This window comes from Glutamicibacter arilaitensis Re117 (genome assembly GCF_000197735.1).
Taxonomy (GTDB): domain Bacteria; phylum Actinomycetota; class Actinomycetes; order Actinomycetales; family Micrococcaceae; genus Glutamicibacter; species Glutamicibacter arilaitensis.
In genome coordinates, this window is sequence record NC_014550.1 from 1652322 (window position 1) to 1676772 (window position 24451).

Annotated in this window: 17 protein-coding genes and 4 pseudogenes; 16 read left to right on the forward strand and 5 right to left on the reverse strand. The window is 52.5% G+C overall.

From position 1 onward, the window contains the following. Positions 1 to 2: 2 nt before the first annotated feature. The 8 genes from AARI_RS07950 (at position 3) to AARI_RS07985 (ending at position 8876) form a co-directional block, all read left to right on the forward strand. Positions 3 to 851, forward strand: a complete 849-nt coding sequence (locus AARI_RS07950; RefSeq protein WP_013348802.1) for an ABC transporter permease — start codon at positions 3 to 5, stop codon at positions 849 to 851. Continuing rightward, entirely contained in the window at positions 841 to 1728 is an 888-nt protein-coding gene (locus AARI_RS07955; protein ID WP_231849460.1) for an ABC transporter ATP-binding protein, read from the forward strand. The genes AARI_RS07950 and AARI_RS07955 overlap by 11 nt, the downstream gene beginning before the upstream one ends. 7 nt (positions 1729 to 1735) lie before the next feature. Further along, positions 1736 to 2779, forward strand: a complete 1044-nt coding sequence (locus AARI_RS07960; RefSeq protein ID WP_013348804.1) for a glycosyltransferase family 2 protein — start codon at positions 1736 to 1738, stop codon at positions 2777 to 2779. Positions 2780 to 2898: 119 nt separating this feature from the next. Then, positions 2899 to 3594: a CDP-alcohol phosphatidyltransferase family protein gene (locus tag AARI_RS07965; RefSeq protein WP_322786112.1), complete on the forward strand. Its 696-nt coding sequence runs from the start codon at positions 2899 to 2901 to the stop codon at positions 3592 to 3594. 39 nt (positions 3595 to 3633) lie between these two features. Then, on the forward strand, positions 3634 to 4524 hold the full coding sequence (locus AARI_RS07970) for a glycosyltransferase family 2 protein (protein WP_013348806.1): 891 nt from the start codon (positions 3634 to 3636) through the stop codon (positions 4522 to 4524). A gap of 64 nt (positions 4525 to 4588) precedes the next feature. Further along, entirely contained in the window at positions 4589 to 5050 is a 462-nt protein-coding gene (locus AARI_RS07975; RefSeq protein ID WP_013348807.1) for an adenylyltransferase/cytidyltransferase family protein, read from the forward strand. Between the two features lie 85 nt (positions 5051 to 5135). Continuing rightward, positions 5136 to 6473 (forward strand): stealth conserved region 3 domain-containing protein, encoded by a 1338-nt coding sequence (locus AARI_RS18570; RefSeq protein ID WP_049862603.1) that lies wholly within the window; start codon positions 5136 to 5138, stop codon positions 6471 to 6473. A 171-nt stretch (positions 6474 to 6644) separates the two neighbouring features. Next, positions 6645 to 8876, forward strand: coding sequence for a glycosyltransferase (locus tag AARI_RS07985; RefSeq protein WP_041648682.1), 2232 nt, complete (start codon positions 6645 to 6647; stop codon positions 8874 to 8876). A 234-nt stretch (positions 8877 to 9110) separates the two neighbouring features. On the opposite strand, the gene AARI_RS07990 is transcribed toward AARI_RS07985, so the two are convergent. Both AARI_RS07990 and AARI_RS08005 read right to left on the reverse strand, forming a co-directional pair. Continuing rightward, positions 9111 to 10588, reverse strand: a protein-coding gene (locus tag AARI_RS07990) for an IS3-like element ISAar44 family transposase (RefSeq protein ID WP_157867122.1) whose coding sequence is annotated in 2 segments (ribosomal slippage) — positions 9111 to 10198 and positions 10198 to 10588 — 1479 coding nt in all. Because the reading frame shifts where the segments join, the coding sequence is not laid out codon by codon here. 286 nt (positions 10589 to 10874) lie between these two features. After that, positions 10875 to 12256, reverse strand: a protein-coding gene (locus tag AARI_RS08005; protein WP_157867123.1) for an IS3-like element ISAar46 family transposase whose coding sequence is annotated in 2 segments (ribosomal slippage) — positions 10875 to 11938 and positions 11938 to 12256 — 1383 coding nt in all. Because the reading frame shifts where the segments join, the coding sequence is not laid out codon by codon here. Between the two features lie 227 nt (positions 12257 to 12483). On the opposite strand from AARI_RS08005, the gene AARI_RS18575 reads away from it, so the two are divergent. Beyond that, entirely contained in the window at positions 12484 to 15333 is a 2850-nt protein-coding gene (locus AARI_RS18575) for a bifunctional glycosyltransferase/CDP-glycerol:glycerophosphate glycerophosphotransferase (protein WP_049862604.1), read from the forward strand. 327 nt (positions 15334 to 15660) lie between these two features. Beyond that, positions 15661 to 16116: pseudogene (locus tag AARI_RS19230) on the forward strand (transposase); the annotation flags it as partial. A gap of 33 nt (positions 16117 to 16149) precedes the next feature. Here AARI_RS19230 and AARI_RS08025 read toward each other — a convergent pair. From AARI_RS08025 to AARI_RS08040, 3 genes and pseudogenes are all read right to left on the reverse strand, one after another. Continuing rightward, a pseudogene (locus AARI_RS08025) lies at positions 16150 to 16983 on the reverse strand (IS3-like element ISAar45 family transposase); the annotation flags it as partial. Positions 16984 to 17010: 27 nt separating this feature from the next. Further along, a protein-coding gene (locus AARI_RS08030; protein ID WP_157867122.1) for an IS3-like element ISAar44 family transposase occupies positions 17011 to 18488 on the reverse strand; the annotation gives its coding sequence in 2 pieces (ribosomal slippage) (positions 17011 to 18098 and positions 18098 to 18488; 1479 coding nt in all). A gap of 70 nt (positions 18489 to 18558) precedes the next feature. Beyond that, positions 18559 to 18923: pseudogene (locus AARI_RS08040) on the reverse strand (transposase); the annotation flags it as partial. A gap of 75 nt (positions 18924 to 18998) precedes the next feature. On the opposite strand from AARI_RS08040, the pseudogene AARI_RS08045 reads away from it, so the two are divergent. The 6 genes and pseudogenes from AARI_RS08045 to mutM all read left to right on the forward strand — a co-directional run. Then, a pseudogene (locus AARI_RS08045) lies at positions 18999 to 19694 on the forward strand (IS3-like element ISAar3 family transposase); the annotation flags it as partial. Positions 19695 to 19989: 295 nt separating this feature from the next. Then, complete coding sequence (locus tag AARI_RS08050; protein ID WP_013348814.1) at positions 19990 to 21663, forward strand: stealth family protein; 1674 nt, start codon at positions 19990 to 19992, stop codon at positions 21661 to 21663. A 393-nt stretch (positions 21664 to 22056) separates the two neighbouring features. Then, entirely contained in the window at positions 22057 to 22578 is a 522-nt protein-coding gene (locus AARI_RS19235; RefSeq protein ID WP_013348815.1) for a YceD family protein, read from the forward strand. Positions 22579 to 22580: 2 nt separating this feature from the next. Continuing rightward, positions 22581 to 22784, forward strand: a complete 204-nt coding sequence (gene rpmF / locus AARI_RS08060; RefSeq protein WP_013348816.1) for a 50S ribosomal protein L32 — start codon at positions 22581 to 22583, stop codon at positions 22782 to 22784. A 3-nt stretch (positions 22785 to 22787) separates the two neighbouring features. Continuing rightward, a complete protein-coding gene (gene rnc / locus AARI_RS08065; RefSeq protein WP_041648699.1) occupies positions 22788 to 23486 on the forward strand; it encodes a ribonuclease III in 699 nt (232 codons plus the stop codon). A gap of 11 nt (positions 23487 to 23497) precedes the next feature. Continuing rightward, complete coding sequence (gene mutM / locus AARI_RS08070) at positions 23498 to 24421, forward strand: bifunctional DNA-formamidopyrimidine glycosylase/DNA-(apurinic or apyrimidinic site) lyase (protein ID WP_013348818.1); 924 nt, start codon at positions 23498 to 23500, stop codon at positions 24419 to 24421. Positions 24422 to 24451: the final 30 nt, after the last annotated feature.

Consider the following 24451-nt stretch of genomic DNA (forward strand, 5'->3'; position numbering starts at 1 on the left):
GCATGACAGTTGCGGATGAAGCCGAAAAATACGGCTTGCACCGAGTTGGCGCAAGACCGACATTGGTCAATTACTTGAAGGAAACGTGGCAGCGCCGCGAGTTCATTTATGAGTTAGCGAAGGCTCGCGTTCAGTCGCAAAACCAGAGAAACCGACTTGGTATTGTCTGGATCGTACTGAAGCCTACATTTAACGCACTGATGTATGGCTTCATTTTTGGAATTCTCCAGGGCGGAAGCAGAGGGATCGACTATCCTGTTTTCGTTGTCATCGGAGTCTTCTTGTTTGAGTTCTTCTCAACTTCCATGACTGGCGGTGCGAAAGCAATCACCGGAAATAATGCCCTGGTCCAGTCTTTGTCTTTTCCTCGATTAGCTTTGCCTGTAGCGCAAATTACCCAGAACGTACTTACGCTCATGCCCATGGTTGTGGTCATGTTCATTTATGCGCTCATATTAGGAACTACGCCCAAATGGTCTTGGCTTACGATTATCCCAATTATTGCTCTGTTTACAGTCTTTAATTTGGGAGTGGCACTCATATGTGCGCGAATTACGGTGCATGTTCGCGACTTTACCCAGATTCTCCCTCTTATAGGTCGTGTCCTGTTCTATACATCTGGAGTGTTGTTTAGTGCTGAACGTCTGCTTAGCCACTGGCCGTGGATGATTGCGATCTTCGACGTTCATCCTGTCTATCAGACGCTTCAACTCGCACGTGGGATGATTATGAACGTGTCCGAGTATGATTCATGGGCTTGGTGGGTACTTACTGCATGGGCTGTTGTCACGCTGCTTGTGGGATTACTTTATTTCTGGAAGGCAGAGGAGCGTTACGGCCGTGCGAATTAGTTTCGATGATTTGATCAACCCTGAACTACATCCAGATTATGAACCTGCACCCATCTTTTCGGATGATACTTCATTCATAGATGTTGTTAAACCAGAAGAAATCAAGAACTCTCAACTCCAAGTTGACGAATCTCGTCAACCAGTCGTGATTGTAGATAATCTGCACGTCAAGTATGAAGTTTTCTCAAGTGGCAAGGCAGTTGGCAATGCTGGAGCACGACGATTATTGCAACCAAAGCTTAAGGGTGTGCGGACCGTTCATGCGCTAAAGGGAATTACCTTTGTTGCCTACGAGAATGAGTCGATCGGTGTCATCGGCTCGAATGGTTCGGGCAAATCGACGTTATTGAAGGCGATTACGGGATTGACACCTCCATCTAGTGGTGCCGTATACGCGCGATCGCGTCCGAGCTTGCTCGGCGTTGGAGCTGCTCTGATTCCAGACCTTTCCGGCGACAAAAACATTACGTTGGGTGGTCTCGCCCTTGGATATTCGCGCGAACAGGTTGAGGAAATGCGCACGGATATAACTCATTTTGCTGAGTTACAGGAATTCATCGATCTTCCCATGCGCACTTACTCCTCGGGCATGAGCGCTCGTTTGAAGTTTGCTATTGCGGCGTCTAAGAAGCACGATATTTTGATCGTTGACGAAGCTTTGGCTGTTGGAGACGCGAAGTTTAAGAAACGTAGTGAAGCCAAGATCAGGGAGATTCGCGATAGTGCGGGCACTATCTTCAACGTTTCACATTCCATGGGATCCATCAGAGAGACTTGCAATCGAGTTATCTGGATCGAAAAAGGTGTCCAAATGATGGACGGCGATCCGGACACAGTGATCAAGGAATACCAGAAGCATCTGAAAGCGAAGAAGTAAGGGCCGAATGACTGAATTTCCTGGCGTCTCTTATGTCATGCCTGTGCTCAATGAATCGGCGTATCTGGAAGAGGCAGTGACCTCGATCCTCGCGCAAGAGTATGCAGGAGAGAAGGAACTGGTCCTAGCACTGGGCCCCAGCCACGATTCCACTAACGAGGTTGCCAAGCAACTATCGGCAGCAGACTCACGAATTATTCTTGTTGATAATCCATTAGGCAGAACTCCGATCGGTCTCAACCTGGCCATTCGTGCGTCTACCTTGCCAATTGTTATTAGGGTTGACGCACATAGCGAACTTCCGAAGAACTATACGCAACGTGGGATCGAGACACTGTACCGCGTGAATGCCCACGATGTCGGTGGGCTAATGGACGCCAAAGGGCGCACCCCTATTCAGCGCGGCATTGCTGCTGCCTACCACTCGAAATTTGGTTTTGGCGGACCTGCCTATCATTCAGGCGCGCCCGAAGGCCCGTCTGAATCCGCGTACCTGGGTATCTTCCGCCGGGAAGTATTTGAAGAAGTCGGTTATTACAACGAAGAACTATGGCGCGCCCAAGACTGGGAACTTTGCCTGCGCATTCGCAAAGCGGGACATACGGTTTGGTTCGACCCCGAACTAAGAGTTGGCTACTACCCACGCGATAGCTTCAAGTCCCTTATTAGCCAGTCCATGGCTTCCGGGACTTGGCGGGCGGAAATTGCTCGGCGCTTCCCTGAAGGAAAATCGTTGCGCCATGATGTGCCACCAATCTTGCTTGCGGGCGTAGCGACGGGATTCGTTGCAGCAGTAGTAGAGCCGCTAACTAGAGAATCTGCACCCACCGGGCTGCGAGTTGTACTAAACGTTGCGAAGACAATCCCTGCCATCTATGCGTCCATTGCATTGGTTGCAGGATTAAGTAGTAACGCAAAAGGACTCAAGGATAAGTTGTTGGCCGCGTGTGCGTTCCCTGCGATTCATTTGCCTTGGGCAGTGGGATACATCAAGGGGCGCGTGTGCGGTGCAGCTGGCACCGTCGACAAGGGACGCGTTAAAAAATCATGATTGTCCGTCCAAAGAACCCGACGCTAGATCAACTACGCGAGGTCTGCCAGCCGCCAGAAGTCCGTGCCCGTAAGAATGCCGAGCATTGGACGGCAGAGCTGTACCTGCGTCATATCTCCATTTACCTCACTGCAGTCCTGGTACGTACGCGTATCAGTGCCAATGGGGTCACCGGCTTGATGATTCTAGCCGGATGGTGCATGTCTTTAGCATTGCTGATCCCTGGCATCTGGGGACCGTTGCTGGCAGTTACCTTGTCTCAGGTACAGCTGTATTTCGACTGCTCCGACGGTGAAGTAGCACGCTGGAGAGCAACGCAATCCCCACGCGGTATTTTCATTGACATGGTTGGACACCACACAACTGAAGCACTGATTCCAATTGCATTGGGCTATCGAGTTTTCAAGGAACTTTCCGCGGATAATTCACCCATCGAGCAAGCTTGGCCGATTTTGTTCATGTCAGCCTGCCTTTCGGTGCTCCTTGTCTTGAACCGGTCCCAATCTCTCATGGTTCATGCAGCCCGAGGTATGGCAGGACTTGGAAAGTTGCCGGATACTGCTGCCGCGAGATCGGTACCAACAACTTCACTTGTTGGAAAGCTGCGTTCCCTGGCTCGCTTCCTGCCATTCCATAAGCTGCTTCATGCGGTCGAGCTGTCTTTGATCATTCTTGGTTGCTCGATTATCTCTTTGATCGTGGGTACGCCGGGAATCGCCGAGAAGTGGATGATCTGGATTTTGTTGCCTGCGTGCGTCCTTGTGAACTTTGGACACTTCCTTTCTAATATGGCCTCGTCCCGCCTCAAGGCCTAGATTGGCCAAATTCGAATATCCCACCGTCCTAGGGGAGTAATGCCTGCAGAGACCAAACCGACCATCGGCGTAGTTGTATTGACCATGGGCAATCGCCCGGTTGAGCTCAAGCGTGCCTTGGAATCTTTGCTAGCCCAGCGATCTGTGGCGATTGATGCCGTCGTCGTGGGCAATGGGTGGGACCCAACGGATATTCCGGAAGGAATCAAGACCCATTTCCTTCCAGAAAATTTGGGTATTCCGGCCGGCCGCAACGCTGGAGTGAAGCAAATACAAGGCGAGTACCTGTGCTTCCTCGATGACGATTCATGGTTCATTGATGATGACTTCCTGATCACCGCTGTCGAGCGATTCAGGCATTATCCCCGGATGGGACTGCTGCAGCCGCGTATCACTGATCCAGAAAACGAGGACCAGAATCCTAGGCGCTGGATTCCACGCTTGAAGAAGCGCACGGCGCTGGAACCAAGCAAGGTATTCCATGTGGGGGAGACCTGCCTGGTGACTACCCGTAATATTTTTGATGCCACGGGCGGTTGGGCCGGCGGTTTCTGGTACGCACATGAGGGCATCGAACTTGCATGGCGTGTCTGGGACACCGGAACTTACGTTTGGTATGCCGGGGATATGCAAATCGGTCATCCGATCGTAGATCCACGTCGCCATGATGAGTTTTATCGTTTGAACGCCCGCAACCGGGTATGGCTGGCCCGGCGCAATTTACCACTGCCACTGCGTTGGGTCTATCCAACAACCTGGATGCTCATTGAGTGCCTGCGCCTGCGACGGAACAAGAGCGCCGTGGCACAATATATAGCCGGATGGCGGGCTGGCTGGGCAGGCAGCCCCTGGTATCGGGAACCACGCCCTAAACTTAGGTGGAAGACGATAGTTCGAATGACCCTCGCGGGCCGTTTACCTATAATTTAACGATGGACACTAGTAACCGCTAGCAGCTAACCCCTTAGCTTCTAAGTTGCTTTGAAAGGGACCAATGACTAAAACTGTTTTGACTTACGGAACTTTTGATCTGTTCCATATCGGGCACTTGAATATCCTGAAGCGCCTCAAGGCAAAGGGCGACCGCTTGGTAGTCGGCGTATCCACCGATGAGTTCAACGCGATCAAGGGCAAGAAGCCCGTAGTTCCATTTGAACAGCGTCTTGAGATCGTCCAGTCAATCAAGTACGTGGACCTAGCCATCCCTGAGGAAAACTGGGCGCAAAAGCGGAGCGACATCAAGAAATATGATGCCAAGGTCTTCGGGATCGGCGAAGACTGGAAAGGCCACTTCGACGACCTCGGCGATGAAGTGGAAGTCATCTACTTGCCGCGCACCGCAGGCATTTCAACGACCGAGATGAAGCGCGTACTCAGCGAGTATGACGAGCGCCATGTTGAATCCTTGAAGAACACTCTTGATACGCTCAGCCAAATTGTCAAGGAATTGAGCTAGAACATCGCAGGCGCCCTGTGTAGCCGAACAAACTTAAAAGGGGAAGATCATGCTCGCAGGATGGCGAGGAAGAATTGGTCGAGCTGTGCCTGAATCGATTATCAGCAAAGTTCTGGAGCGGTCGTTGGCGGCATCTTCCACAGACGTACAGCGCACAGCTCCAGATCTTCGCCGCAGCGCAGAGCACAAATCGATCGAGATTGCCAGCCGCAGAAAGATTGACTTCTCGCGAGCTTCAAAAGACATGCCGCTGTGCGTCGCAGCAAAGGACTGGCAGAGCCTGAGGCGGGATTTTGAAGCCTCGGGCATGATTGTGCGGAAACTGCATGGGCAGCATTCCTTCGCGGCGTCGGAAGCTTGGAGCGTAGGCGTTCAGTTGCCTCACTCGGAAAGCATCGCTGATCTTCGCGGAGCTGGGGCTATCTGGCAGGTGTTCCCAGGGCTGATCAAAGAACCTGTAGACGTACATGATTTTGGCGGAACCGTTGATGCGGTTTACACCTGGGTCGATGCAGAGGATCTGCAATGGGCTTCGGCCTATCAGGATGCCCTGGGAGCATCTGGCCGTGAAATGACCGACAGCTCAGTGAACAGAGCTAGGTTCCAGTCACACGATGAACTTAGATATTCTCTGCGCTCCTTGGAATTGAATTTGCCATGGATCAATAAGATCCATTTGGTCACGGCCGGGCAGCGCCCTTCCTGGTTAGTGAAAGAGCACCCTAAGCTGGTGCTTGTTGACCACCAGACGATCTTCAACGATCCAGAGTCTGATCTGCCAACATTCAATTCGCACGCAATTGAATCACAGCTGGTCAACATCCCAAATTTAGCCGAACATTTTCTGTATGTAAATGATGACGTCTTCTTTGGGCGCTACCTTTACCCCAATGCCTTTTTCGGCCCAGCAGGGCAGGCCAAATACAGCCTGAGTAGCTCGCATTTCGCGCAGGCTGAAGACCCTGGGCTCCCAGTCAATCAGGCAGCTGTAAATAACCGGAACGTTGTTGTCGAACGTTTCGGACGTACTTCATCGCATAAATTTCGGCATGTGGCCCACCCGCAACGGCTAAGCGTGCACCGCCAACTCCATGAAGAGCTCGAAGAGTCTATCGCCCGTGTCGCAGCGAATCGTTTTCGTTCAGAAAACGACCTGTCTATTCCATCTTCACTGGTCCACCAGTTTGCAGCGCAAATGGGTATGGGTTACCCGTCTTCAACTAGCTATCGGTATATCGACATTGGTTCCAAAGCCTCAGTGCTGGAACTGATGAGGCTATCTCGCGATAGGGGAGTTGACATGTTTTGTATTAATGAAGTTCTTGCGTCCAGCGATGCCGACAGGCGTTCAGTTCTGGCTCGGGAAATCCTTGCGAGCAAGTTTCCACTGCCATCGACATTCGAGTTGAGCAAGCCGGAATGATGAGTATCTTCACTGAAAGCGGCATTTCGCGGATCAGCTGAATCTGAGTTAGGAACCACTAAGATCTAATTGGATGTTGGTTTCAGTACGGATGACTACGGTAAGAGCTGGCACGCACAGTGATCAATGCACTTCAACGTGCGTCCAGCAAATACACTACGAAAGAGAATAATGCAGGAAAGCAGTTCGACGACCTACAGCGAGACGGTAGAACCAGTCATCTCGATCATTTCCGCGGTGTATAACGTCGCCGAGTATCTTCCGGCCTACCTCGGCTCCCTCGACGCACAGCTCGTGGATCCCAAAAAAATCGAGGTGATCCTCGTCAGTGATGGTTCACCCGATGAATCTGAACAGATCATTAAGACGTGGATGGCTACTACGCGTATTCCATCCTGTTTGCTGACCAAGGCCAACGGAGGGCAAGCTTCGGCCCGCAATCTCGGTTTGGAATCGGCTCGTGGAACTTGGGTGACTTTCTGCGACCCGGACGATTTTCTGGATCCAGCTTATTTGAGCGAAGTATTCGCCAATATTAAACTGAATGCCGACAATCCGCCGGCGATGTACGCTACGCGTCTTGTTAGCTATATCGAGGCCACTGATTCATATTCACACAGCCACCCGTTGAAGCGCCGGTTCCGAGACGGAACTCGAGTTGTTGATCTCAACCGATCGCCAGATTTCTTCCACATGCATGGGCCAACAGCTATCGTCAACCGGATGACCGCTGAACGAATGTCTTTGCGTTTTTCGGAGGAGCTCCGATTCAGTTTTGAAGACGCGCACTATGTCGCGAGCTATCTGCTGGATCAAGATGTTCCGAGCATCGGATATGTCGATACTGCGGTCTATAATTACCGCATTCGAGCGGCCCGTAACTCGTCGGTGCAGATCGGTGCGACAAAACCCGAAAAGTACACAGAGGTGCTTGAATATGGGCATCTGGACTTGATTGCTCAATGTAAAGCTGCCGGACATCCTGTGCCCAAGTGGCTGCAGTTCATGATGTTATACGACACGCTGTGGTACTACCGAGGCGACCGTCGAGTAGGTGCTCCTTCCAAACAGTTGACTGCTGAGCACTTGGAGATTTTCCACCGGAACATGTCTGAAATTCTGGCTGAAATCGACGATGAGTCAATCGGCGACTTCGAAGTCATGCCAACAGACCAGGAACTGCGCAATGCCTTGTTGCTCGGCTATAGGCACCCCAATTCCAGGCCGTCGCAGATCAACATCATCGAGCATGACCCGCAGCGGGAAATGACCCGACTGGAGTATCTCTACAGCGGTGCTCTTCCTCGGGAGGAAATCACTTACCGTGGACGTTTGGTCGCGCCAAAAATGGCTAAAAGCCAAGCTGTGCGCCTGATGGGCCGAGTGCTGTTCTTCCACCGTCACATCTGGATTCCATCGAACGGAACGTTCACCATCCATTTGGACGGTGTGATGACGCCGCTGGTATTTGGGCGTACTCCCCGGCCCGTATTTACGATTCGACCCATCCAAGTACAACGGCATTTCGATAAGGGCAGCGAGGAAACACTGCCCATCATGCGCGGGCGGCAAAACAGTAGTAAGTTGAAACGCGCCATTGGCCTGGCAGAATTCACGGTTAAAAACCGTGTGGCAGCAATTCGCAAGAGCCTCCCACAACGCAAAACCCCGTTGCAACGGCTGAAGGACTACATCGAATCCCCACGTGCTACCTATGTGTTCGGCGGGTCCTGGGTGCTAATGGACCGTCCAGGTGTTGCCAATGACAATGCTGAGCATCTTTATCGTTATCTGCGCGCCAAGAACCCAAAGATCAACGCATGGTTCGTGCTGGAGAAAGAATCAGCCGACTGGCAGCGCTTGGAAGACGAAGGGTTTAGACTGCTCGAATACGGCAGCCGAAGCCACTATGCAGCGCTGGGGCATGCAGTGGTTTACGCATCCTCCCACCTCGATCGATTTGTCACCAACCCGTTCCCGAAGGGGCTGAAGGTCCCTCAAGCTTGGAAGTTTGTTTTCCTGCAGCATGGAGTCACCTTGCATGATCAATCAGCTTGGTTCAATAGCAAGAAGATTGATCTGCTCATCACCGCTACGCGGGATGAGTACCAATCGATAGTCGGCGACGCGAACACCTACAAGTTCACAGCCAAGGAAGTTGCACTGACTGGTTTTCCGCGTCACGATGCACTGACGGCGTACGACCCAAGCAAATCGTTAAAGCGGGTTAAAACCGTCGTGCTTTCGCCGACTTGGCGAGCTGGCCTATTGACGGTGGCGGACGAACGCGGAAATCGAGAGCTCCTTGAAGGCTTTGAGGAAAGTACCTACGCACGTTCCCTGTCAGCCGTCCTAGGTTCTGCCACGTTCATAGACGGCTTAGCGGATGTAATCACTCGGTAGTTTGTTTACACACGAACTCACCACATCGCTTACAACCAAACTCAGGACATCGTAGACACGCGGCATCAGCACATCGCTTACAACCAAACTCACAACATCGCTGACACCGTGCGCAACGAATCTCCTTAGCTAGGAAATGGCGTCGTCAGACGAATAGTAGATGTCCTCATACTCGATCCGCTTCTGAGTCCAGGCCGGCTCGGAAATTTTCAAGTCAAGTGAGACCAATGAGTGTTAACCAGCTTGCATTTCTTGTCCTTCCAACCGCTTCACCGGCTCATTGATCCACGCCGCTTCGGGCATCTGAAGCTTCTTCGGCAACCTGCGCCGCCCAAAACGCTCAGGATGCTCATCCCAAGCCCTCTGCAATGCAGCCAACCTCTGGTCATCAACATGCCCAGTCATCCCGAAATGAACATCAGCAGGCGTATGGAACCCAATCCCCGAATGGCGATGGTGCCCGTTATACGACTGAACAAACCGGTCCATGAAAGCCCGGGCATCAACAAGTGATCCAAACCGCTGCGGGAATGTCGGAAGATACTTCAAGGTCTTGAACCACGCCTCACTGAACGGGTTGTCATTGCTGACCTTCGGCCGCGAATGCGATTTGAGCACGTCCAAGTCCGCCAACAAAGCCGCCACGGGTTTCGAGGTCATCGAGGTGCCGCGGTCGGCATGCACAACTTTCGGCACCTGGTCTTTGGCGAACACCCCGGCAATGAAATCACGCGCCAGCTCCCCGGATTCACGAGTATGGACCTGGCAACCGACGATATAGCGCGAATAGATATCAATCATCACGTACGCGTCGAAATACACGCCCTTCGTCGGGCCGGCCAGCTTAGTGATATCCCAAGTGAACACCTCTCCAGGCTGATCCGCGACCAGCTCGGGGACCTTTCGTGCTGGATGACGGGCCTGTCGACGGCGTTCAGCCACTTGCTTCGCCCTCCGCAGCAACCGATACATGCTCGATACCGAGCACAGATATGTCCCTTCAGACAGCAGCGTGGCGTGGATCTGCTCTGGGGCTTGGTCCACGAACCGTTCGCTGTTCAGCGTTGCCAGAATCGTGGTTTCTTCCTGCGCGGTGAGCTTGTTCGCTGGTGCCGGGCGAGGAGCGGTAGCCCGCAGTGCTCGCCCTGCGCGGGCAGCGTTTTGGCGGCGGTTCATCGTCGCCCTACTGACCCCGGCCAGCGAGCTGGCCTGACGTGTTGATACCCCGCCGGTGACCAGTTGTTCATAAACGTGGGACAGGAGGTCCTGGGCTGCTATTTGGAATCCGCGCTCTTCGAGATTTGTTCCAAGAGCGCGTGTGCTTTTCCCATGATCTCCAACGCGGTTTGGGTGGTTGCAAGCTTCTGCTCGTTGGCAGCTAGCTGCTTTTTCAGTCGGGCGATTTCCGCTTGTTCCTTGCTCAGCCGGCTACTGGACCGGGCCGGGAAGCTGTTGCTGGTTGAATCTCCGAGGACTCCGGCGTCGCGTAGCCTGCGCCATTCAACGATCTGCGAGGAATACAAGGCGTTGGCGCGCAGGTAGCCTCGGCCCTCGCCGGTTTGGATCGCTTGTTCGTAGCCGTCGAGGTAAGCCAGTTTCTGGGCTGGGCTGATGCTCCTGCGGCGGGGCTGTTCTGGGCGCGAATCGATGGAGTCCATAGTTCCATTCTCCGGCATGTTCCCCGGGGTGGGGTGGATGGAATCGATGCTCATGATGGCGGTTGTACCTGTTCTCGCCCTGTCTGAGGGGAGGTTTACTTGCTATGAATCAGTGGTCTCACTCCAGCCTGACAGACAGGGGGCGCGGACGACCTTCTATGAAGCCATATCAAGTGGCCGGATTGGCGCCACCCATCAAGACGGACGAGTCGTTGAAAAGTCATCCAGAATTCAGTGAAGACATAGTCTTGATGAGTCACATCTTGGTGGGTGGCATCTATCTTGCCAGCGGGTCGGAATTTTTCAAGTCAAACGGTACCAACACGAGTCTAAATAACTATCAAGCAGCCTGAACTGCCCGATCCTTCGGATTGTTAATCCATGCAGCTTCAGGCATCGCCAAAATCTTCGGATCCTGCGACGTACTAAAGCGTTCAGGATGCCGCGCACGAGCCGCTGCCAGCGTTTGTGAACGTTTCGCAGCGACCGAATTAGCCAACCCAAAATGAACGTCCGCCGGCGTATGCAACCCGATCCCCGAATGCTGATGAGCATGGTTGTACCACTGCACGAATTCACTGATAAATAAGCGCGCATCACTCAATGAAGAGAAACGTTCAGGGAACTGCGGAGCATACTTCAAAGTCTTGAACAACGACTCGCTGTAGGGGTTGTCGTTGCTGACCCGAGGCCGCGAATGCGACCTAGTCACTTCCAAATCAGAGAGCAAAGCCGCGACCGTCTTCGACGTCATACTCGTTCCGCGGTCCGCGTGAACAACCAGGGGGATTCCATGGACGCCAAAGATCTCTTTCATCATCTCCACGGCTAGCTGGCCGGACTCGGTTGCGTGCACATGCGCGCCAACGATATACCGCGAATAAATATCGACCATCAAATAGCAGTCAAAGTACTTACCCTTCACCGGACCAGCCAGTTTTGTGATGTCCCAACTATAGACTTCACCTGGTGCATTAGCTTCCAGCTCTGGGATCGCACGCGGCTTATGCCTCGCTAAACGGCGGCGTTCCTTGACCAGCCGGTTCTCATTGAGCACCCGATAAAACGATGAAAGAGAACCCAAATATTGACCTTCATCGAGTAGCTTCGCATAGACCTGCATCGGGGCCATATCCACCCACTCAGGGCTATTCAAAGCACTTAGAATCGCAGCCCGTTCAACATGGCTGAGCTTGTTCGGTGGCGCCGGACGCGGAGTATCCTGCGGCTTGCTCGGTTTGCGGTTCATTGTGGTGCGTGAAACGCCCGCTATGACAGCGGCTTTCCGTTGCGGGATCTTGATGTCAAGCAACCGCTGGTACGCGGCTTTCATTTCTTCTTGGACTTCGCCTCGTCCTGCGACTCGTTGATGGCGTTCTCGAAGAACGCCGAGAGTTTTCCCATGATATCTAAGGCTTCTTCCGTCTGTTTCCGCTTGCCCTCACTCACCTCTAACTGGCGGCGTAGGCGGGCAATCTCGGCCTGTTCGGCGCTGAGCTTGCCGAGACGGGTTCCGGCTGTTTTTCCTTCGAGGACGCCGGCATCGCGTAGTTTGCGCCATTCGGTGATATGCGAGGAATACACGCCATGCTCACGCAGGTAGGCGCCGCCCTTCTGCTCGGTGATAGCTTCGTCGTAACCGGCAAGCAGTTCAAGTTTCTCGGTTGGGGTGAACGTCCTGCGTCGGGACGGTCCACCGGCGCGGGGTCCGGGATTAGTCATAGGACTATCTTGTCCTATGGTGGTTGTGGCTAGGTCAGGCATTGAGGATGATTTCCTGGTTCTCGCCCTACGTGCTGGAGTGGATTTGCTGTGTGGCGTTGGTACCGTTCCAGCCTGACACGTAGGGATATTCCGAGTTCCTACAGGAGACTAGGGCATAATGGGCAGTTGAGCCGGCCTTCGAAAGGCACACGTTTCATCGTCAAAACAGGAGAAGCATAATCTACATGGAAAAGTACGACAGAAATCCGCTCGTTTCATTTGTTGTATCTGTCTACGGGGTAGCGCAGTATTTGCCGGATTTTTTGGATTCCCTGATCCAGCAGTCTGCTGATATACGCCGTGTGGAACTCATCTTTGTCAATGACGGTACGCCTGACAACTCAGTCGAGATCATTGAGGCATGGATTGAAAAGAATGACGTTGTAGCAAAGGTGGTATCGAAGCCCAATGGTGGCCCTAGCTCAGCCCGAAATACAGGTTTACAGCATGTGTCGACAGATTGGGTCTCTTTCCCAGATCCCGACGATGTTCTTGTCCCTGAGTACTTAGAGACAGTCTTAGACACCCTCGATACCAAAGACGGTACGAGTACCGATCTAATCGTCACTAATCTTCAGTTCATGGATGACTTGACGGGTGAAGTAACCGATACGCACCCACTTCGAGTGCGATTCAAGAAAAAGAGTCAGACAGTTGAACTGAACCGGCATCCGGACTACATCCATTTGTCAGCGGCAACTGGTTTCTACCGTATTGCCACGATTCGACAGTTAGAAATCGAGTTCGATTCACGAGTAAAGCCAAACTTCGAAGATGCGCACTTTACCGCTAAGTATTTAATGGGTGTTACCTCGCCAAAGGTAACCATGTTGCGTGAAGCTAAGTATTGCTACCGTCGTCGGAACGATGGATCCTCTCTCGTGCAGACTAGCTGGCAAAAGCCAGAAAAATATATAGATCTGCCAAAGTACGGATACCTAGCTCTGCTTCAAGAAGCTAAGGAAAAACTAGTACGTATCCCTGAATGGGTTCAGAACGTAGTTCTGTACGACATCTTTTGGTACTTGCGCGAAGATGACCGAATGCATTCCGCGACGGCGAATATTGATCCGCAGCTCGCCAAGGAGTTCCACACGTACTTGGAACAAATCATTGCGCTTGTTGACGAACATGTAATTGCAGATTTCCGCGTGGTTAAGACGAATTGGTACCACCGACAGGAACTGCTGCAGCGTTTCAAACCTAAGCCAATTCAGTACACTGATGTTTCCGTAAACGCTCTAGATGTTGATAAGCAAATCGTACGCGCTAGGTACTATTTCTCCGGCGAACTACCCGTTGAGACGTTCCGAGCACGCGGATTTGAAATTCAGCCAATTCATGCCACTGTTCAGAAATACACACTTTTCGGTGAAATCATGATGTACGAGCGTATCGCGTGGTTGCCAGCCACCGGTACTTTGTCACTTGACCTGGACGGTCATCGTATTCCTCTGTCTCCAGGCGGATTCCCTGATGCTCCTTATCGGTTGCCTGCGTCCAAAATTTGGCGACAGCTCAATAAAACAGCTGTCCCCGTAGTTGGGGAACCGACTTTCCAAGATTCGGGTAATGCTGGTTGGCGCAGGGAACTGCTACGAAGCTCAAAGAGAGCTTTGAAAGATACCGTTAAGTCGGGCCTGCGAAAGTACGACAGCTGGACTGTCGACAATACGGTGCGTTCGCTCGAAAGCGTTATTTCCCGCGAGGGGAACACAGGAGGAGACTCCGTTGTAGACCTTTTCGGTAAGGCACATGGCGCCGGTAAGAAATTCGTAGATTCTTTGCAGGGGGACTTCGACTCGTTTGATAAGTTCCAAAGAGAAGTGATCCTTGGTCTTTCGAAGAGTTCTAAGATAAGTTCTCTTTTCAAGAACTCGTGGACGCTGATCGATCGAGATACTGAAGCGCACGACAACGCTGAACACCTGTACCGTTACTTGGCGAAGCAGCGTCCAGATATCAACGCGTGGTTTGTTTTGACGAGCGATTCAAGCGATTGGCAACGCTTGGCTAATGAAGGCTTCAAGCTGGTTCCGCACGGATCGATCGAACATCTGCTTCTATTACTTTGCACCACGCACTTGGTCTCTTCGCAGGTGGATCACTACATAGTCCACCCGTTCACCCCCAAGTTGTATAAGGCCTTCCCATGGAAGTTCACTTTCCTTCAGCATGGGGTCAGCAAAGACGACGTTTCCAGATGGCTCAACCGAAAGCCAATTGACTTGCTCATCACCGCGTCGAGTCACGAGTATTCTGATTTTGTAGATGACTTCGGTCCATATCGGTTCAGCAGCAAGGACACCGTTCTTACCGGTATGCCTCGGTTCGACAAACTCTTTTCCGATGCGTTGGACTTGCCAGAGTCAGACAGGAAGACGTTACTAGTGATGCCGACTTGGCGTCGTTGGCTGTTGGGTGAAGCTGTTGACGGTGGTAACTTGCGCGAAACCCTCGCCGATTTCTGGGAGTCAACGTATGCTGAATCGTGGGTAGGATTCCTGCAATCAGACGAATTGCGTGATTTCGCGGAGAAGTTTAATTTGAATGTTGCCTTCATGCCTCATCCAAATATGCGTCCGTACCTCGAGGATTTCAATCTTCCTGAGCACGTAACTGTCTACAGCTACCTGGATACTGACGTTCAGTCGCTTCTGGTCAAGGGAGCAGTGTTGGTCACCGACTATTCATCGGTTGCTTTCGACGGCGCATATATCGGAACCCCAGTCATCTATTATCAGTTTGACCGGGACGAGTTTTTCTCCGGAAACCATGTATTTAGGCAGGGGGATTGGAGCTATGACGATAAGGGCTTGGGTCCTGTCACTGTGTCGCAAAACGAGCTATTCGCTTCTCTCAACGACATCGCGAACAACGATTTCCACCCGGTAGAAGAGTTTAGCGAACGCGTACATCAGACGTTTGCAGACCCAGATGCGGGATCATGTGAAAGAGTGACCGCTGCAATCGAAAATCTTCGACGTCCGTTGACTTATGCAGAGGCCTATCTACGCATAACGGAGCAAAACTAATAGTTTTATTCCACTTTTGCGCACTTCGGTGGATGCATCCAATGCCTGAATTAGTCGTTGAGAAATAACTTGTAGCCACGACACTAATTCAGTTTCTGGTACATCTATCTCGTTTTGCAGTGGCTAGCCGTTGGTCTCGATTTTTCGGGGCCAACGGCTGCTTTGCTACAACTAAAGATTTCTGATTTCCAACCGTAGGCGCCTTAAGGCATCCGAGGGTACATGATCTTTCGTGATGGAAGCGGGTGGTTGGGTCCCCAGAGAGTAGTCCAGTGACTATGTGAGTACTCGTGTCCGACCATGGACACAGGAGGAATCACAGAAACAATGGCACGCAGACACACACCAGACCAGGTCATCGCTAAAGTCCGTCAAGGACAAAAGATGCTCAACGACGGACACCCGATGATCGAGGTCATCAAGGAACTTCAGATCACTGAAGCTACTTGGTACCGCTGGATCAACCAGTACGGGTCCGAGAAAAACGCTGAAGCCAGCAAACGTACCAAGGAGCTAGAGAAGGAAAACGCGCGCCTCAAGAAGCTGCTCGCTGATCAGATGCTCGCCAACGACATCCTTACTGAGGTTGCCAAGGGAAAATTCTAAGCCCCGAACCACGCCGCCGTGCTGTACGGATGGCGATGAAAAAATTCGGGGCGTCCGAACGCTTCGCTTGCCAAGTTCTGGGCCAGAACCGCTCTGCACTACGTAAGAAAAAAAACACCGATGAGCTTTGACGAAGCGCAGCTACGAGCCGGCTTGAGGGCTGTCGCGTCTAAGCATCGGGTCTGCTGAAGGTTTGGTTGACACCAAGGTTTACGCTGCCAGAGCGACAGACTCGATCATTGTAGCCTCGAATTGGATCGGGGTCATTCTCCCCAAACCTCTTTGCTTACGCTTGCGATGATACTTCCCCTCCAGCCATCCAATAATGGCCAGACGAAGTTGTTGGCGGGAGGACCACCAACGGCGGTCCAGCACATTCTTCTGCAACAGACTGAAAAACGACTCCATGGCCGCGTTGTCGCCGGCTGCCCCGACCCTGCCCATCGAACCGACCAACCCGTGACGTTCGAGAGCCTGCGTGAATTTCTTAGACCGGAACTGGCTGCCACGGTCGCTGTGGACCTTGACCCCGCGCGGGTGGCCACGGTGCGCCACAGCCATTTCCACGGCGTTGACGGCCAGGTGGGCCTTCATCCTCGAATCAATCGAGTACCCCACGATTCTGTTGCTGAACACGTCCTTAATCGCGCACAAATACAGCTTTCCTTCGCTCGTGTGGTGCTCTGTAATATCGGTCAGCCACAACTGGTTAGGCTGGTCAGCGGTGAAGTTCCGCTGCACCAAGTCGTCATGCACCGCAGGGCCCGCCGGAACGTGCTTGCGCTGGCGTTTGCTGATCACTGAGCGGATCCCTGCCTTGCGGCATAACCGCCAGACCCGGCGCTCGGAGACCTGGTATCCGGCGTCTTCCAGATCATCGGCCAACACCCGGTACCCGCCCTCGGGATCTTCCTCATGAAGCTCATGCAGTTTGCCGATCAACTCCCGCTCTTCGATTTCCCGGGCTGAGACAGGGCTCTTCAACCACTTGTAGTACGCCTGGGTGCTGAATCCCAAGACCCGACACGTCACCGCCACGGAAATTTTCAAGTCAAGTGAGACCAATGAGTGTTAACCAGCTTGCATTTCTTGTCCTTCCAACCGCTTCACCGGCTCATTGATCCACGCCGCTTCGGGCATCTGAAGCTTCTTCGGCAACCTGCGCCGCCCAAAACGCTCAGGATGCTCATCCCAAGCCCTCTGCAATGCAGCCAACCTCTGGTCATCAACATGCCCAGTCATCCCGAAATGAACATCAGCAGGCGTATGGAACCCAATCCCCGAATGGCGATGGTGCCCGTTATACGACTGAACAAACCGGTCCATGAAAGCCCGGGCATCAACAAGTGATCCAAACCGCTGCGGGAATGTCGGAAGATACTTCAAGGTCTTGAACCACGCCTCACTGAACGGGTTGTCATTGCTGACCTTCGGCCGCGAATGCGATTTGAGCACGTCCAAGTCCGCCAACAAAGCCGCCACGGGTTTCGAGGTCATCGAGGTGCCGCGGTCGGCATGCACAACTTTCGGCACCTGGTCTTTGGCGAACACCCCGGCAATGAAATCACGCGCCAGCTCCCCGGATTCACGAGTATGGACCTGGCAACCGACGATATAGCGCGAATAGATATCAATCATCACGTACGCGTCGAAATACACGCCCTTCGTCGGGCCGGCCAGCTTAGTGATATCCCAAGTGAACACCTCTCCAGGCTGATCCGCGACCAGCTCGGGGACCTTTCGTGCTGGATGACGGGCCTGTCGACGGCGTTCAGCCACTTGCTTCGCCCTCCGCAGCAACCGATACATGCTCGATACCGAGCACAGATATGTCCCTTCAGACAGCAGCGTGGCGTGGATCTGCTCTGGGGCTTGGTCCACGAACCGTTCGCTGTTCAGCGTTGCCAGAATCGTGGTTTCTTCCTGCGCGGTGAGCTTGTTCGCTGGTGCCGGGCGAGGAGCGGTAGCCCGCAGTGCTCGCCCTGCGCGGGCAGCGTTTTGGCGGCGGTTCATCGTCGCCCTACTGACCCCGGCCAGCGAGCTGGCCTGACGTGTTGATACCCCGCCGGTGACCAGTTGTTCATAAACGTGGGACAGGAGGTCCTGGGCTGCTATTTGGAATCCGCGCTCTTCGAGATTTGTTCCAAGAGCGCGTGTGCTTTTCCCATGATCTCCAACGCGGTTTGGGTGGTTGCAAGCTTCTGCTCGTTGGCAGCTAGCTGCTTTTTCAGTCGGGCGATTTCCGCTTGTTCCTTGCTCAGCCGGCTACTGGACCGGGCCGGGAAGCTGTTGCTGGTTGAATCTCCGAGGACTCCGGCGTCGCGTAGCCTGCGCCATTCAACGATCTGCGAGGAATACAAGGCGTTGGCGCGCAGGTAGCCTCGGCCCTCGCCGGTTTGGATCGCTTGTTCGTAGCCGTCGAGGTAAGCCAGTTTCTGGGCTGGGCTGATGCTCCTGCGGCGGGGCTGTTCTGGGCGCGAATCGATGGAGTCCATAGTTCCATTCTCCGGCATGTTCCCCGGGGTGGGGTGGATGGAATCGATGCTCATGATGGCGGTTGTACCTGTTCTCGCCCTGTCTGAGGGGAGGTTTACTTGCTATGAATCAGTGGTCTCACTCCAGCCTGACAGACAGGGCCACAGGAATATGTTTCCTACCTGTTCTGGCGGCTAATTCTTGGACGAGCCGGCCCATTATTTTGGGGAACGAATATGCGACTGGGAAAGGTAGGCTGCGGCCTTGCGCAGCACCTCGTTCTCCATTTCGAGCTCCCGGATGCGTTTGAGCGCTTGGGACATTTCCTTGCGTTCGTCAGCATCGGAGGACGGTGTCATTCCGTGGGATTGGTAGCGGGCATCGCGGACCCAGGTTTGCAGGGCTGTCTTTGAGACTCCCAGATCCGCGGAGACTTGCTTCTGGGATATCCCCGATTCGACGAGAGCGACGGCGTCCTTCTTGAATTCTTCGGTGAAGATTCTTGGCATGGTTTTGTTCCTTCGTTTGAGCATAACCATAGCTGGGTTATGCGGTCGAAGTGTCAACCAAACCTTCAGCAGACCCATCCAACGTGGGGATGGCGCAAAGCCCGCTGGCACTTGCTGGCCACCGAACGATGGAAAGACACTGTCTTGAACAGCAAGCGCATCCGACGATTATGGCGAGAAGAAGGCTTGGTCTGTAAGCCCAAGCGTCGAAAGAAGCGGCGCACCGGCCCAGACGCTGGGGAACAGAATCGGTTGACCGCCGAGTACCCGATGCATGTACTGAGCTTTGATTTCCAGTCGGATGTCACCTCTTGTGGCCGTCATATCCGGTTCTTCAATGTCATTGATGAGTACACGCGGACCGCTTTGGCGATCAATCCCCGCAGGTCTTTTAAAGCTGCTGATGTGGTGGCTGTTTTGGAGGACATCATTGATGAAATTGGGATCCAGCCAACGTTTGTGCGGTGTGATAACGGGCCTGAGTTCACTGCTGGCGCGCTGGTGGATTGGTGCAACACTGTGGGGGTGTCCACTGCGTTTATCGATCCGGGCTCACCTTGGCAGAACGGTTTTATCGAGTCGTTCAATGCGCAGTTCCGGCGTGAACAGCTTTCCGGGGAAATTATGGACACTATGGTGGAAGCGAAGTATTTGGCTGATGAATGGAAAGACATTTACAATCATGAGCGTCCGCATGGGTCTTTGGATGGGTTGACGCCGTCCCGGTTTTGGGATGAGTGGGTTAGAGAGAATCAGTTAGCTATCGCATAGCTGCTGGATGCTTAAAGGGACCCAACCACGGGGACGGCTGTACCATCCTTGACCCGCATTGCCCGGTATCATAATCGCAGTTTAGGGATCGTCGTCTATCGTAGTTAACTTCTTCGGTATCCTCTGACTCTCGGAGACGAACAACGCGAGGTTAAGATATCGTGTGGGTCTTGTCCGTTTCTATCTACTGATATGAACCTTTGTAGGATCCTAAATCGCGGCTCTCTAACCCAAGATTAAAACTGTTACCCTCGCCGACCATTGAATGACAAATAGAAAGATTGAAGTTCAAGACATGCAGAAGCAACTACCGAAACCATCGTTAACGAATCTAAAGACTGCGGTTAAGAAGACACTACCGGTAGATTTTTACATCAAGCTTAGGTCTGCAGGATTACGTGGCCTCGAAAGTTACGGTGTTGCTGAGAGACGTCTAAAGCTCTTCCTACACCGTGATCGGAACGTGAATTTCATCTGTGACGTACGCAGCTACAAAGGACTACAGTGGAAAGTTGATACACCTGTCCTTCCCAGCACAGTCGCAAAAGAGTCATTCGATCTAGTGACCAAAAAGCTTAACGACGCTGGAATACAGTGGTGGTTTATTGGCGTTGATCAATTTCAATCCGGCATCGTAGCTTTGAGAGACGATGAAAAATCACGTGCTCGGAAGGTGCTTAGCGGAATCGACGACGGTGCGCCGGTATACGCAGCAGGCGAAGATGGAACTACCGTTTTGCCGGTGTCAACACTTGCCAGCAATAGCGTCTGGGATGACCAAAACGTCATCTCGATTTTTAGTCCTCGGTGTTTCAATGACTCCACCCTGCTATTTGGTGCTGAAAGAAATTGCCAGATCGAGTTTTGGAAGTTTGAACCTACTGAGGCTGGAGTGCGTGTAACAGCACCGCGGGAGAACAGAGCCTCTCGGCTACTATCCCAGTCAGACGTTGAATTTAAAGAAATTGAGACTCGTTTTGGGAAAGTACCCACTCCCAAAGTACTGACTCAAACTATGATCGATGACATCACTTTTCCGATCGATGCGGTGTACACATGGGTAGACGGTGAAGACCCAGCGTGGTTAGAGACCAAACGTCGACGCGAGTCGGAGCTTTCTGGCGAGGAATATCACGAGGAAGCGAACCATACTGCGCGTTTTCGTTCCCGCGATGAATTAAAATATTCGTTACGGTCACTTCAAATGTTTGCACCGTGGTTCCGCAAAATTTTCATAGTGACTGCTGGACAGGTACCTGCCTGGTTGGACACCAGCGACCCTCGGATTGTGGTTGTTGATCATCGTGACATCTATCCAGCTGGAGAGTATCTCCCAACCTTTAACAGCAACTCGATCATTTCGCGGTTACATCACATAGACGGATTGAGCGAGCACTACGTCTATATCAATGACGATGTCTTCTTTGGACGAGACCTTGGCCCCGAACGATTCTTCACCCCAACGGGAATCGCGAAAGTTTCACCTTCCAATAATCGGCGGCCATTTGGTGAGGCCACTTTGTTGGACGAGCCTCATTTCAACTTAACCCGCAACATTCGGCGTTTACTTCAAGAGCGATTCAACGTAACTGTTTCGCGCGCGATCAAGCACACCCCTCACCCACAATTGAAGTCTGTGCACTTCCAGATGGAAGAGGAATTTCGGGATGAGTACGAAAATACTTGGGCCAGTCCATTCCGTGACCATCGAGACATCGTCGCGGACCAGCTGCATCATTACTATGCGCAGATTACGGGTAGAGCAATCACCACTGGCCTGAGATATCACTACATCAACATCCGTGACAACAATTACCGTTTGGTTATGGAAAATACTTTGAGGTTGAGAGATCGTGATACCTTCTGCATCAACGATGCGCCGGTCGCTGGCGCCACTCCTATCGACGATGAGTTCGTGAACGACTTCCTCGAATCATATTTTCCAGTCAAATCTGATTTCGAGAAATAAGATTCTTCGACGAACCAGGCTAGGGATGTCGTCTACGGACCAGGGTTGATCTGACGAAATAAAACAAATAGCACGCCAGTACTATTGGCAATAGTCCTTTGTTAGCAAGTAGCGATCTTTCGTACCGTTAGAACGGCTCGTTCAGTCTCGTCGGTAGCCCGTCGACCACCTGCCTGTTCGAGTAATACTTGTCACAAGCGTCGGTTCTGTGCCTTGAACGCTGTTTGTCAGTTTGAGTTCTCCGGTTGTTTCGGGATAGGATGAAATGTCGGATTATGTTCTATAGGAGTCGTCATTAGCGAAAAGCGTTCTGATCGGTCGTCACGCGACGCACTCGATCGCAACTCGCCACTGGTTTTTTCAACCAGAGATCTGGGCCGTTCGCCTGGTTCGATGCATATTCTAAATGAACAAGTTCCGGCTCCCACTGATGTGGGAAATGCACTCATCGGTATTCGTGGAGGATCTGAGCTTGACTTAGATCTTCGCCTTGAATCCGTACATGAGGGAATCCTGGTATCGGGTACCGCTACGGCACAAATTGCTGGGGAATGTGGACGATGCTTGGAGCCTATCGAGTACGATTTCGAGGCTGATATTCAAGAACTCTTCTACTATGAAGAGAGCGAAGAATTCGAAGACGATGACGATGTGGACCAGTATTGGGTGGTCGATGACTTGATTGACATCGATCCGGTATTGCGTGGTGCAGTAGTAACTGCCCTGCCTTTCCAGCCGGTTTGCAAGAAGGATTGCTTGGGGCTCTGCAGTGAATGTGGAATTAGCCTCAACGATGATCCTGAGCATCAACATGAGATCCTGGATCCACGTTGGGCAGCGCTAGCGCAGCTGTCTGACAATGTCGCATCAGATGCGACAAACGATAAAACGTCATTCAAGAGAGAAGAGAAGTAGTCGTGGCTGTTCCAAAGCGGAAGATGTCCCGTGCGAATACTCGTGCCCGCCGTTCTCAGTGGAAGGCTACCGCGCCGAACCTGGTGAAGACCGTTGAAAACGGTCGCGTAACCTACAGCCTGCCTCACCAGGCTAAGGTTGTCACCGACTCGGCTGGTACCGAATTGTTCCTTGAGTACAAGGGCCGCAAGGTCGCAGACGTCTAAGACATGTCTTCTAAAGAAGAACTAATGAAGCGTCTCGGAATCAATATTGATTCCGAGACGTTTCGTCTTGCATTTACCCACCGATCATATTCATATGAACACGGTGGTATTCCAACGAATGAGCGGCTTGAATTTCTAGGCGACTCCATTCTTGGCTTCTGCGTTGCAGAATACCTCTACGCTAGCTTCCCGGATCTTCCGGAAGGTGATTTGGCTAAGCGCCGTGCGGCGATTGTCAGCACTCGTGCGCTGGCCATGATTGCCCGTGATCTCGAAGTTGGCGAACACCTGTTCCTTGGCCGAGGCGAATCACAGTCCAATGGCGCAAATAAGTCTTCGATTCTAGCTGACACCATGGAAGCAATTCTTGGTGCCACGTACCTGGTCCAAGGCATGGACGAAGCTCGTGCCTTAGTACTTCGATTTGTAACTCCATTGCTTGAAGATCCTCGCTTGTTGGGTGCAACTACAGACTGGAAAACCGTTATCCAAGAAGAAGTCGCGTCCCAAAAGCTTGGTGAAATGTGCTATGAAGTCACCGGCTCTGGCCCAGACCATGCACGTACCTATGTAGCTAAATTGTGCATTGGCGCAAAGAGTTACGGTGAAGGACATGGTCCTTCGAAGAAAGAAGCTGAACAGGAAGCCGCGCATAATACTTGGCTTCTGTTTCACCCTGGCGAAGTACTTCCCAAGGGATAGTCAGCGTAACCATGCCTGAGCTACCTGAAGTTGAAGTGGTCCGTGAAGGACTGGACAAGTGGATCCGCGCTCGGACGGTGCAATCCGTTCAAGTCCTGGACCCTCGTTCAGTGCGTCGCCACATTGATGGCGTAGATGACTTCGAGCAGACTTTGACTGGGTGCACTATCACTTCGGTGGTGAGGCGTGGAAAATTTCTTTGGATGGACCTTGAAGGTCTAGAAACCCCAACAGCACTCGTTGCACATCTCGGGATGAGTGGACAGCTACTGGTGGAAGAACCCGATGCGCCAGATGAGAAACATCTTAAAGTCAGGCTTTCGCTAAGCCAAAAATCTGTTTTCCCTAGAGAGTTGCGTTTCGTTGATCAGCGTATCTTTGGTGGAATGTTCCTTTCCCCATTGGTAGCGACTGCGGATGCGTTACCCGCCGGCGCAGGGTCGATTAGGGCTACAATTCCTGAAGCTGCTGCTCATATTGCGCGAGATGTGATGGACCCTCACCGTGCCCCAGAGGACTTGTACGTTTCGCTTCGGAGGCGAACGACTCAGCTCAAACGGGCCATCTTAGACCAAGGGATTATCTCCGGTGTGGGAAATATCTATGCTGATGAGGCTCTTTGGCAAGCGGGCCTTTCAGGATTACGGAATACCGCAACCATTAGGCGTCCAGAGGTAGACCGTCTCAACGACGCCTTGGTTGATGTAATGACTCGCGCCCTAGCTGCTGGCGGAACCAGCTTCGACTCGCTTTACGTCAACGTCAACGGAGCCAGTGGATATTTCGCGCGGTCGTTGAACGCGTATGGGCGAGAAGGAAAGGCCTGTGCCCGCTGCTTGGAAAACGGACGGGATTCTTTGATTAGGCGTGACCCATTTATGGGACGATCTTCCTACAGTTGTCCGGTATGCCAACCGCGTCCGCGAAAGCGCTGAATTTCAACCTAAAGTTTTAGAACGGAAAAG